13 protein-coding genes and 1 other RNA gene are annotated in these 11,093 nt (G+C 49.0%); 6 read left to right on the top strand and 8 right to left on the bottom strand.

All coding sequences use genetic code 11. The features are described 5' to 3' along the window. Positions 1–101: 101 nt before the first annotated feature. On the bottom strand, positions 102–707 hold the full coding sequence (locus ACO6V1_RS09095) for an FMN-dependent NADH-azoreductase (protein WP_422447075.1): 606 nt from the start codon (positions 705–707) through the stop codon (positions 102–104). A gap of 141 nt (positions 708–848) precedes the next feature. Between ACO6V1_RS09095 and ACO6V1_RS09090 the strand changes: the two genes are divergently transcribed. Continuing rightward, positions 849–1,022 (top strand): helix-turn-helix domain-containing protein, encoded by a 174-nt coding sequence (locus tag ACO6V1_RS09090; RefSeq protein ID WP_422466596.1) that lies wholly within the window; start codon positions 849–851, stop codon positions 1,020–1,022. A gap of 41 nt (positions 1,023–1,063) precedes the next feature. Here ACO6V1_RS09090 and ACO6V1_RS09085 read toward each other — a convergent pair whose 3' ends face one another. The 6 genes from ACO6V1_RS09085 to ACO6V1_RS09060 all read right to left on the bottom strand — a co-directional run bounded on the left by ACO6V1_RS09085 (position 1,064) and on the right by ACO6V1_RS09060 (position 7,000). Then, on the bottom strand, positions 1,064–1,285 hold the full coding sequence (locus ACO6V1_RS09085; RefSeq protein WP_101745609.1) for a DUF2835 family protein: 222 nt from the start codon (positions 1,283–1,285) through the stop codon (positions 1,064–1,066). Positions 1,286–1,546: 261 nt separating this feature from the next. Continuing rightward, complete coding sequence (locus ACO6V1_RS09080) at positions 1,547–2,362, bottom strand: hypothetical protein (protein ID WP_422463159.1); 816 nt, start codon at positions 2,360–2,362, stop codon at positions 1,547–1,549. 245 nt (positions 2,363–2,607) lie between these two features. Then, positions 2,608–3,783 (bottom strand): histidine phosphatase family protein, encoded by a 1,176-nt coding sequence (locus tag ACO6V1_RS09075; RefSeq protein ID WP_422463161.1) that lies wholly within the window; start codon positions 3,781–3,783, stop codon positions 2,608–2,610. Positions 3,784–3,849: 66 nt separating this feature from the next. After that, a complete protein-coding gene (locus tag ACO6V1_RS09070; protein ID WP_422447083.1) occupies positions 3,850–5,067 on the bottom strand; it encodes an FAD-dependent oxidoreductase in 1,218 nt (405 codons plus the stop codon). A 56-nt stretch (positions 5,068–5,123) separates the two neighbouring features. Next, a complete protein-coding gene (gene ubiH / locus ACO6V1_RS09065; protein ID WP_422447085.1) occupies positions 5,124–6,350 on the bottom strand; it encodes a 2-octaprenyl-6-methoxyphenyl hydroxylase in 1,227 nt (408 codons plus the stop codon). 35 nt (positions 6,351–6,385) lie between these two features. Next, positions 6,386–7,000, bottom strand: a complete 615-nt coding sequence (locus ACO6V1_RS09060) for a UPF0149 family protein (protein WP_422447087.1) — start codon at positions 6,998–7,000, stop codon at positions 6,386–6,388. A 129-nt stretch (positions 7,001–7,129) separates the two neighbouring features. Between ACO6V1_RS09060 and ACO6V1_RS09055 the strand changes: the two genes are divergently transcribed. The 4 genes from ACO6V1_RS09055 (at position 7,130) to ssrS (ending at position 8,933) form a co-directional block, all read left to right on the top strand. Then, a complete protein-coding gene (locus tag ACO6V1_RS09055) occupies positions 7,130–7,897 on the top strand; it encodes a class I SAM-dependent methyltransferase (RefSeq protein ID WP_422466594.1) in 768 nt (255 codons plus the stop codon). 264 nt (positions 7,898–8,161) lie between these two features. Further along, entirely contained in the window at positions 8,162–8,371 is a 210-nt protein-coding gene (locus tag ACO6V1_RS09050; protein WP_101749308.1) for a TIGR02449 family protein, read from the top strand. Next, positions 8,368–8,673 carry a cell division protein ZapA gene (locus tag ACO6V1_RS09045; protein WP_163373137.1) on the top strand — a complete coding sequence of 102 codons (306 nt, stop codon included), beginning with the start codon at positions 8,368–8,370 and terminating at the stop codon, positions 8,671–8,673. The genes ACO6V1_RS09050 and ACO6V1_RS09045 overlap by 4 nt, the downstream gene beginning before the upstream one ends. Before the next feature lie 80 nt (positions 8,674–8,753). Beyond that, positions 8,754–8,933, top strand: a non-coding RNA gene (gene ssrS, locus ACO6V1_RS09040) — 6S RNA. Between the two features lie 227 nt (positions 8,934–9,160). Here the strand turns inward: ssrS and ACO6V1_RS09035 are convergent. Further along, the gene (locus tag ACO6V1_RS09035) at positions 9,161–9,520 is read right to left on the bottom strand and encodes a hypothetical protein (RefSeq protein WP_422447091.1); all 360 of its coding nucleotides are present in this window, start codon (positions 9,518–9,520) and stop codon (positions 9,161–9,163) included. Between the two features lie 197 nt (positions 9,521–9,717). Between ACO6V1_RS09035 and ACO6V1_RS09030 the strand changes: the two genes are divergently transcribed. Next, positions 9,718–10,662, top strand: a complete 945-nt coding sequence (locus ACO6V1_RS09030; protein WP_422447093.1) for an ADP-ribosylglycohydrolase family protein — start codon at positions 9,718–9,720, stop codon at positions 10,660–10,662. Positions 10,663–11,093 lie beyond the last annotated feature (431 nt).

The following is an 11,093-nucleotide window of genomic DNA, read 5'->3' as shown; positions in this document are numbered from 1 at the left end:
GTGCCTCGCATAGCACCTGCCCAAGTAGCCAGAAATATATGATTTCATATGGCCAGCTACTTATCGTTACATTTGCGGCATCCAGCTTCAGACTTTACCCATTAAACTGCAACAAGATGGTCCATTGCATCCTCTGCATCATGGATTGACTGCCCCTTGATATCATCCCCCATGTTAAGCCCTTCCGCATAAACAAACTCAACATCCTGGATACCGATAAAGCCAAGAAACTGGCGAACAAGCGCCGTTTGCGTATCGAGATCAGTCCCCTGATACTGACCACCTCGCGCGGCCATAATGTAAGCCTTCTTACCTTCCACCAGACCGACCGGTCCCTGCTCGGTATATTTAAATGTGATCCCTGCCCTGGCAATAAAGTCAAACCAGGATTTCAGGGTTGAAGGCAAGCTGAAGTTATACATAGGCAAGCCTATTACCAGAATATCAGCGGTCTTCACTTCCTCAATCAACTGATCAGAAAGCGCTGTCATTTCAGCCTGTCGATGGTTTTTCTGGTCCTCAGGGATACCAAAGCCCATCACAATTTCCGCATCCAGATGGGGAATCTGCTGGTTAGCCAGGTCTCTTACCTGATGCTGAGTGTCAGGGTTCGCTGTCAGAAATCGCTCAACAAACTTCTGTGACAGTTGGGTCGACTGCCCATGTTCACCAAACAGGCTGCTGTTGATTTGGAGTAATTTAGCCATGCTTCCCACCTTTTCAGATCACTATTGTTATTTACTTGATTGTTGTATGCATGGTTTAAATTTATCGTCGAAATTAACGAAAGAAAAGTTCAAAATACTGCATGAATGTATCGATTTTTTGGATATATAGAGACCTGCAAAATGTCAAAGGCAACACTCGATCAGTGGCGTATGCTTCAGGCAGTGGTAGAACATGGCGGCTTTGCCCAGGCTTCGGAGGCGATTTTCAAAAGCCAGTCCACCATCAGCTGTACCTGGTATTTCCTGACCCCAGCTATATTGGCCCTGCTGCACAAAAGCTGGCAGCCATCCTAAGGGAGTGCTGCCATGGAGCCGCTTAACAGAGTTTCTCAGTATCAAGTTAGACGGATAAGATCCAGAAACTTGCCATCATCACCATAGGAAATTTCAAAACGACCATAAATTCCCTCTCTGGTGACAAATTTCAGCATGATGTCATAGGGAATACTCATACTCTGGCCCGATTCAGTGCGAACTCTTACGGATTGCTTCTGCCCTTTATAGAACTGAAGAACCTGCTCAGAATTGAGTTTTACGGAGAACACAGCCTTATGCATTGCTCAAACCTTTGTGTTTCTTATTAAGACTAATCGTTAAAAGAAGGCACCTCTCAGTTTAGCAACCTTCTCTCACAAAGGTTATAGAACAAGGCTAAATTACGGTTAGTTTTCTAAGAAGTGGGCTATCCAAACCTATGTCACTGAAATCAGCAAATTGATCGTTTTCAGACACCAAATCGCTTGTTCGAGGACCATTTCCTTAATTAGCCGGGTACCAGGTACCCGGCTTATAACCATAACTGCCGGAAAACCAGGCAGTTATTGCCCGGGAGGCGGAGGCATCAACCCTTCAGGAAAATCCATATTGTTGGGAATTTGCATCTGTTGCATGACCTGATTGATGGAATCCCGAATACTATCAATCATTGCCTTGTAGCCAACATCAAAGCCCCGGTAGAAAGCCTGCTCTGTGCTCCTCAACTCACCGGATGGCTGAACAACGGCAGGCTGTTTACCCTCAGGATTCTCGCCACCAAAAAATGCCTCCATTGAGGTAGGAACCGTTAAGGCAACACGCCCTCCGGTCATATAACCATCAATAAACCGCCCCCTGATAAACGGATTGTTATCACTGCCAGCACCGGTGTTCCGATAAGCATCGGCAGCTTCGCACCAGCGATCTTTATACTCACTCATCAAGTCTGCTGAAGCACAGTTATACTCTACAATGCCCATTGCCTCCATAACGACAAAATAACCGTCGCGATAGCCCATGTCATAGGGAGTATCAGATAGGCTATCGATATCACCGCCAAGGCCCAATCGACTGTCAGCCGCCTGGTTGGCCAATGCATATCCCTCACGAAATCCGTTGATATAAACCAGAAAATCATCCGAACTGGTGGATTGACCACGCTGTTCGAACTGGTCTTTGGCTTCACACCATGTCTGCTCAAGCAGGCTGGTTTTGTCTCGATTATTACAGGTATAGGACTCAGCCCCCTGATCGACACTGGCCATGTCTTCAAACACTACCGTCGTGACCTCTGGACACTCATGGGCTTTATTACAGCCTTGCAGACCAATCAGTATTGCAACCACCGGCAATACTGCCGCCAGAAAATATTTCTGCATTTAATTACTCCTTCAAAGAAACTAATGAACTTGTTATTCAATACAGTTTTGACGGAACTGATTAAATATAGTTCAGTTTTTTTTCTGATTTCCCTGAAGGCACTTGATTTTATTAACCTATCGATAATGCCCTTCCCCTTTGAAGGCCAATGACATGAGTTGCTTTACGGTTTCCGGAGCACCGCGATTAATAACAGTAACAGCCTGAATACATTAATGTTTCACCCACAACAGGAGGTCGGTAATTAACGGACAGCGACACTCCCCGTGGGGATATAAGGTTCAAAGTTCATTCCACCCCGCTCCCTGGCACACAAATAATCCCAGTCTTCGGGCAATGATTGCTCAAGCAAAACCAGCCACTGATCCAGCGAGCAGCGTCCCGCACACCCGGGTACCGCAAAAGGTTGGTGATTCAAGGACAGGGCAACTTCCGGGTGACCATCATTCCAGTTAAGCTGGACGCCAAAGTGTGTTGCATAATCCACCATTTTGTCAGATGGCGCACCCAGCATGGTCATGATCGCCAATAAGTTACTGTCACTGGCTGAGTAAAGCGTCCATCGCTGGCAGGAATGGCAACTGCCTTTTTCTTGCAGACACTGCTGCACCCGCTTGAAATCCCTGATCATCGCTTTGGCTAAAGGGGAACCGATAAGCTGGGCAATTTCATAATTAGCCACAATCCGGCTCACAATCCAATGTAATAACTCCTCCAGTTCCACCGCCTGTTGATTTGAAATACCTTCGGGCATTGGCAGCTGGTGAATTCTATGTATGGCAATTTGATCGATCAGGGGAAGAAAAGAGTAGAGATCGCCATTACCTTCACGCTCACTCAGTTCAAGCCATAAAGCCAGCTGATCAAGGTGTTGTTCTTTTTTTCTTAACCAGTCAGCACTTTTTTCCAGCGCCTGAACACGATGAAGATACCCCGGACATAATCTTTGCGCTGAAAAAAGATCATCATGGGCCAAGGGTGACGCATAAACCGGAGGAACCTGAATGCCCCCCGGCAAGCCTGTTTTACCCGCCTGTTCAGGATAAAACCCCAGCAATAAGGCACTGGCGCTCTGAATGGTACGATCCAGACCTTTGGCAAAATGTTGACTGACTTTGGGTGACCAGGAATCGGGGAGGGTTTCAGAAAAATAGTATCTCCGGATTGTCTGCCCCAAAAGGTACTCCTGCTGAAGGCCTGCAGCCGTTAACTGCCCGGGCCCCATTGGCCAGTATTTTGTCATTCCCCCAAGATCCCTGGGAGAGCGGTCGCCGTGCCTGACAAGGCTGATAAGGTAATCAGCGGGTGCAGCTAATGCCGACTCAATATCCGCTGCATCAGAACGGATAGATAGCAAACACATGGCAAATACAGCACCAAAGACCAAACCTCTTTTTTTAATATCAGACTGAAGTTTCATACCCTGCCTGCGTGATAATTACGTCCAGCAGACAGGATAGGAAAAAATTGAGGGACTGGTTGAGATTTACTGAAGAAACCCGGGAATATCCTTTGATAACCCGGAGGCCTGATCCACAATCATATCCTTAATGAATGGTAATCGATTGGTCAGACTGAGCCCGGTATTCCGTATCCAGCGAATACCAAGGGCATTGGCCCCGAACAGATTTTGAAAGCCAGTCATGGCCGCCATCGTCAACGAGTTATCTCCGATGCGACGACGCTGATAGCGATCCAGAACGTGCGCGGCAAAATAGTCATCGCCGCGACCGGCCGCTTTGATCAACTCATCCGCCAGCACGGCCACATCCATAAAGCCCAGATTTACCCCCTGCCCCGCCAGGGGATGAATGGTATGAGCAGCATCGCCCACCAGAACCACACCTTGTCGATGATACTGCCGGGCATGCCGTTGACGCAGTGGGTAGCGGAACCGTTGATCAACCTTCAGAATATTGCCCGCCCGATGCTCAAAAACTCTCGCCAGCTCCTGACAGAAAGCATCGTCACTCAAGGCCTCTATCCGGTCTGCCTCTGCCGGTAAAAGGGACCAGACAATTGAGCAATAATGCCGCCCTCCCTGACTTTGCAGGGGCAGAAATGCCAATGGGCCGGAATCCAGGAACACCTGTCTCGCTGTGTGATGATGAAACAGCTCTGTCTCCACGGTGGTGACCAGCGCATGATGCTTATAGTCCTTCTGATTTGCCGGAATGCCAGACAATTTTCGCAAACGCGACTCGCCGCCATCCGCAGCCACCAGCAGAGGAGCGCAAAGCACGTCACCATTTTCCAGAACTATTTCACCGCCCTGGCCGGACAGTTTGTATTCAAGGGTGGTCTGTTGATCAAAACATTGCACGGTTGAACTGGCCAGCTGTTGCAACAGTGCGTTGCGAATCACGTCATTTTCGACAATGTAGCCAAGATTTTTTTGTGGCAGCGATTTTGCGTCAAACTCAACTTGTCCCGTACCCTCACCATCCCAGACGGTCATGTGAGTGTAAGGACAGGCCCGCTGGGCAATGATTCCTTCCCAGGCCCCCAGATAGTTCAGCAGTTTTATCGATGCTTCCGTCAAGGCACTGACCCTGGGCTGCCAGGGATCATCCATCGAAAGCGAGCCGGGCTGCAATGTCTGCTGCTCAACCAGGGCCGTCTGCATACCAGATCGGGCAAGCGCCAGGGCCAGAGAGGCCCCCACCATACCTCCCCCGACAATAATGACGTCAATTGTCTGCATTTCTGATCCCTATTTCCCAGATTCAAAGGTACGGGAGACTGTAGAGTCTCGCCGGTTTATAATCCCATGGCCCTGCGGGTGAATGTTGACTTCACCGGATGGCAATAATCCAGCGCCACCAATCCCAGATTCCGGGACACTACCGAGGCCGTGTCAGTCCGTGAGAAAAGGCGCACCAGGCCATCACAAAACTGGCTGGTCAGACTCTGGTCGCTCAACTGTTGTTGCCAGTATTCCTGCAACCGGCCAAGATCACCTACGGGGATTTGGCGTTCCAATGAGTCCGAGATATTGCCTGCCAGAGCCAGGGTATCCCGAATAGAAAGGTTATAACCCTGACCTGCCACTGGATGGATGGCATGAGCAGCATTACCCAAAATAACCAGCCCCGGCCTTACCTGCTCCTTGGCGATGCGCATGGTGAGTGGGTATCTGTCCCGCTGACCCACGGCAATAAAGCGGCCGGCCCGATAGCCAAACCGCTGTTGCAATAACGCCAGAAAATCATCATCTGCCAGAGCATAAAGCGAATCGGCTTCCTCATCCGGTAACGTCCACACCAGCCCTGCCCGATGTGCAAAATGGTGATCACCGGTTAACGGAAGCAGTGCCATCGGACCTTGACCGGCAAAGCGTTCCCAGGCCACACCATTATGCGAGCGGTCAAGGGCAAGATTGGCAATGATCCCCTGCTGATGATAGTCACACTGCTGCAGCCCAATTCCCAGCTGATCCATCAACCCTGAGCGGCCACCATCAGCCAGAACCACCAGCGAGGCGGAAATCTCTGAGTGCCTGAGCTGAACTTTCATACCTCCGGGAACAGGGCTCAGGCTTGCCACCCTATCAGGACTGAACATGGTCACCCTGCCCTGCTTCTGGAAACCCTTTAACCGTTGCAAAAGCACATCACCCAGCACATGATTCTTGACCACAAACCCCAGTGCCGGGACACCTTCATCAGAAGCCCGCAAGCGGGAAACCCCAAAACTGCCCCGATCAGACACATGAACATCGGTAATCGCCTGAGCCTGATCCACAAGATCCGGCCACAGCCCAAGCTGCTGGTAAATACAACAGGTTCCCCAGGACAGCGCCGAGGCACGGGCATCAAAACTCGGCGGAATATCTCTGGGTTGACTCAGGTCATGGGTTTCCACCATCGCCAGCCTCAACCCCTGCTTGATAACCACTTGTTCCAATGCACAGACCAGACTGGCTCCCACCAGCCCGGCACCAATCACCAAAACATCGAAATCCATCTTGTCTGTAGAATTATTCACGTTTCAGCCTCCACCATGATTTTGTGGAACTCTGCTCAGTGCAGGGTTTTGGCAGCGCCTTGTTTTACAGAACGTTGTCCAGCACTGCCATCATCGTCGGGCAGCTCGGGCAAACCACAAACCTCTGCATAGACATTCAGCCAGGCCAAACGAACAAACTCACTCACTTCAACATACAGCTTTTCTGATTCTTCGCTCTCTTCTGCGGTTTCTATCAGGCTGATTTCGGCAAAGTCCCTGAGCACTTCTTCCACCATCTCACTGACCTGACGACTGTCCAGCCCTTGACCAAAGCCAGAGATAAATGACTGGCACCATATTCCAAGTGACTGCGTCCTCAGCCCAAGCGCTTCATCATCATCAGGAAGCAGCAGTGTTGCCGCCAGACTACCAGAGTTCAGCTCATTCTGAGTATGCAGAAATAACTGGCTTAATAACTGCCTCGCAGGTTCATCAATCGATTGGTCACCCATCTGCTCAGCAAGCTGCTCCAGCCATTTCTCAAGGCCCGGATGGGCACCGGCGGAAAACAGGCCGCATAGGTAGCCATGAATCTCTGATGGATGAGTCTGCTCTGCCAGATGACTGGCGAGTTCATCAAACGATATGAAGGTGGGTTTGTCGCCGGGCTGGGAAATGTGGATCGTCATGATATAGGGCCATTGAAATTACTGAGTCGAACTTAACCGGGATTCTAACAGACTTCCCGGGCAAACTTGTCAGTCATTAAATAAAGAAAGTGTCTATCCTGTTAAGTCCAACCTGTTTGGAATACTGCCATGCCAGAGCCTCTGTACGAAAGAAATCAGCTGGGCGTTGGTTTTACGTTTCATAATCCGGTTATCTATCTGGATCGCTGGCTAGGCAGCTGGAAAGACGATAAACCCCTGCTGGATATTGGCTGTGGCCACGGAGTTAATACTCACGCAGCCCTGATGCATGGCGCACAGGTAATAGCCACTGATATGGATAAACCAGACTTGTCCGAATGGCTGAAGGACTTGCCTGAGACTCAGCAGAAAGCAGTGACCTGCAAAGCTGCAAAACTGCCACAGCATATCCCTTTTGCCGATAATGCCTTCTGCGGAATCCTCTGCGCCGAAGTTTTCCATTTTCTGGCCAATGAAGAAGTGGTGCCATCTATTAATGAAATCTACCGAATTCTCGAACCAGGGGGCACGCTTCTGCTTACCTGCTGTTCCTGTGACGTTGAAGTGCTGAAAAGTACCGACCTGGGCAGGGAGATACACGACGGTGTAAGAAAATCACCGTTAACCGTTACCGGTCAGCGGGATTATCTCAACCTGCTGGCAGAGGCGGCCAAAGCAGTTAACTGTCCGGAGATAACCGATCCGGTTTTGGCTGCCCACAAAATTAATATCCCCGGCAGAGACTTTTGTTTTTTTGCGTCCGAACAACTGGAAGTATTAATGAAACATGCCGGATTTGTTATCGAAGTATGCGAACAGGGTGAGGCTCCCCATTACCCGGTATGGAGTCATGGTGATCAGGATCAAATACGGATTATTGCCAGAAAGCCCGCATGATTTGCCCGTTTTATTACGGACGTCGTTTTTGCAAGCCCGGGCTGACAGTCTTAAGGTTACTATGATTACCCCGATCAACCAAAATGCGTCGCCTCTGTTTGCAGGCATTTCGCGTTATATCCTCTTCAACAAAGGACAACTTGATCCATTGGTACAAGGTATTACCCGACAAATTAAAAATAAAACATTGTCAACCATTAAGTCATTGTTCTGAATTTCTCCAGAGGCTATAGTAACCCTAATAACCGAGCATTCAGGGAAGCTATGAAAGAATCCGATTTCATCGCCCTCGATCAGAAAATTAACTATCTGGTTGCCCTTTGTCAGAAGCTGACGACTGAAAACAGGCAACTTCGACAGCAGGAGCAGTCCTGGGTAGCTGAAAAAGCGAAGTTGATGGAAAAAAATGACGTTGCACGTACAAAAGTAGAAGCGATGATCCAGCATCTCAGGTCTCTGGAGCACGAGTCATGACGGATAAATCATCAGTGACATCCGTTCATATTCTGGATAAGGAATACCGTGTTGCCTGTCCCAAAGACAATCAGGAGGCACTGTACACCGCTGCCCGCTACCTGAACGAAAAAATGCATGAAATCCGTTCTTCAGGCAAAGTTGTCGGTATTGAGCGAATCGCTGTGATGGCCGCGCTGAATATCAGCTACGAGTTAATGCAGAGCCGTCGTCAGAATGAAGATGAGAAGCAGGACACCCAGGAGCACATTGACCAACTGCTGGGTAAACTGGATCAGGCACTGGCAGCCGTGGAGCGTTGATCTGATCACCGTTTCTGATGTTCACGAAAACAAAAAAAACTTGCAGACATCTCCTCAATAGTCGATATAATGCCGCAGAAACCTCCCTGGCCTGTTCGCCAGTCATCATACGTCCCGAGCCGATAATACTACCCAGGGAGCTCCTGGCAGGTGCTGGAGTGCAGGTCCGCCTTGTAGCGGAAAGCCCGATTCACCTCAGCAGCCCCCACCGTGACCGTTACGGCCACGGGCAAACGTGGCAGCGGCAGGGTGGGGAGGTTTCAACCACTCGATACAAATCGCCCCCTCACTCTTCCCCTCTACTCCAATAGATTGCCTTGCCATTAGGATGCACGCCCTTTTAACTTAATTAAATATTCGTACCATTTAAAACATTCAAAACCCGGGATGGGCAAACTGATTACGTTCTGCCCACTCAAAAGCATCATCCTAAATTCAACAGTTGATCCCCCCTTAGCCATGCCCGCAGGGATAGCTTTTGAACCTCTCAACTGAGCTCTATACCAGCATTTATCCCGAGCTGATTAATGGTTCCAATGCGTGCGTATCGTTTATGTCCGGAAAGTATGGAGAGCATTATAGACCCAAGCACATCAACTTTTTGAGGTGCATTGGGGCTTTTATAGATCAATGGGCAATCATCGACCCAAGGTCCAAATCGATGACCCGCTTTTAAATACTGGATAAAAAAAGCCAATTGCCCCATTGGAGTGACCGAAGCTTCCGGGTCCCATTCAACATGAATTTTTCCATCGAAAGAATCGACTTCGAGCGTGACCGACAAGGGGTCTTTTTTCATTTCTGACAGCTCACCCTTTAGGGGAGCGGGTTTTGGTGGACGAACCATCTGTGAACCCTCGGTATGGCTGAGGGTTTAGAGTTTAGCTGATGGGTTAACCGCTGAATTTAGGTTTATCAATTAAAAGTCAAAACAGGTGCCCCCCCTGACCAAGACAAAGTCCTTCACAAAAGGAAACCGGGTGATGATGCAGGGAGTATGCTAAAAATTCAGACAGGCATATAACGTAACAGAAAGGTATTGCAATGAATGAACGACAAAGAGCCTATGAATCAGTTATTGGTGCCTTGGTCGCTGATGCCGCTGCCATGGGATTTCACTGGTTATACGATCAGGCCCTGATTGCAAAGTACGGAGGTGAAAGTCCCGAGTTTCATACGCCTGTCCGGGCCGAATACCAGGACAAGGGATACTTTGCCCATGAAGGAAAACAGGCCGGTGAGTTTTCCCATTACGGCGCTCAGTTGCTGTCGATGCAGGATGCCATCATAGCCAACAGCCATTATTCGGAGCAGAGTTACATAGAATCTTTCCAAAAATGGTTTGACTTTGGTGGTCAGTGGCAAGGTTATACGGATCATCCAACCAGGCAAACCCTGCTCAATCTCCATCAAAGAAAGAGCAATGATGAACCTCTTGCTGCCTGCGGTGCTGACGATACCCAGAATCCGGCATTATCAAAGCTACCACCTCTGATTGCTGTCCATGGCCAGAACCAGGACTTGATGGAAAAGGTAGAATCAGCAGTACGTGTCACCAATAATAACGACAGTGCCGTTACCTACGCCAGAGCCGTTGCAATAATGATAAAAAGTGCTCATGAGGGCCTTTCACCTGAGCAGTGCGTGGAAAAGGCAAAAGAGGTAAACGAAGACATTACCAAGGCAATCAAAATCGCTGAATCAATGCTCAAGCGCAGCCCAAAAGAGGTTGCACAGGAAGTGGGAATGCACTGCGGTCTTGACGCCTCATTTACAGTGATTACCCATCTTCTGCTGCAGGCCGAGAACTATGAAAAAACAGTGAGAGAAAATATTTACTGCGGGGGTGACAGTTGTGGAAGGGCCATTCCATTAGGTGCAATTTTGTCTGCATGCTTCTTCGGTTCAGATAAAGCAATGCCAACCGCCTGGATTGCACGAACCTCATTACCCGGTTCTGTGTTGCCCGCTGAATGGCAAGCCTTATAAGACCAACACACAGAGTTATCCCATTATTTATCCCAAACAACTGAACTCGATTTTTTAGAAGATTAAATTCAAGTATTTACGATAAATAACAGAGACCGTTACGGACAAACGTGGCAGCGGCAGGGTGGGGAGGTTTTATCCCCCTTCTCTGATACCCTGCATTTTCCCGGATTTTCAACCAGCTATAGGGCGTACCACCATCCTAGTACCGAGAAGCCCTGATATTCATACAAACGCACGTATGTTTTGATTGCCATCCCTTCTTTTCCTCCATACCCAAGTTTAATGCAGAACAAATTTGCCAGATTATCGCCATGTCTTGCGACAAACCTGAAGACCATGGTTATCCCTTCAGTCATTGGTCAGAAAACTCATTGGCCATGGCAGCAGTAGATAAAGGTATCGTCCCATCTATCTCTCAGAGGCAGGTG

Source organism: Endozoicomonas sp. ALC013, assembly GCF_049310205.1.
Lineage (GTDB): Bacteria > Pseudomonadota > Gammaproteobacteria > Pseudomonadales > Endozoicomonadaceae > Endozoicomonas.
This window is presented reverse-complemented; position numbering and strand designations above follow the sequence as displayed.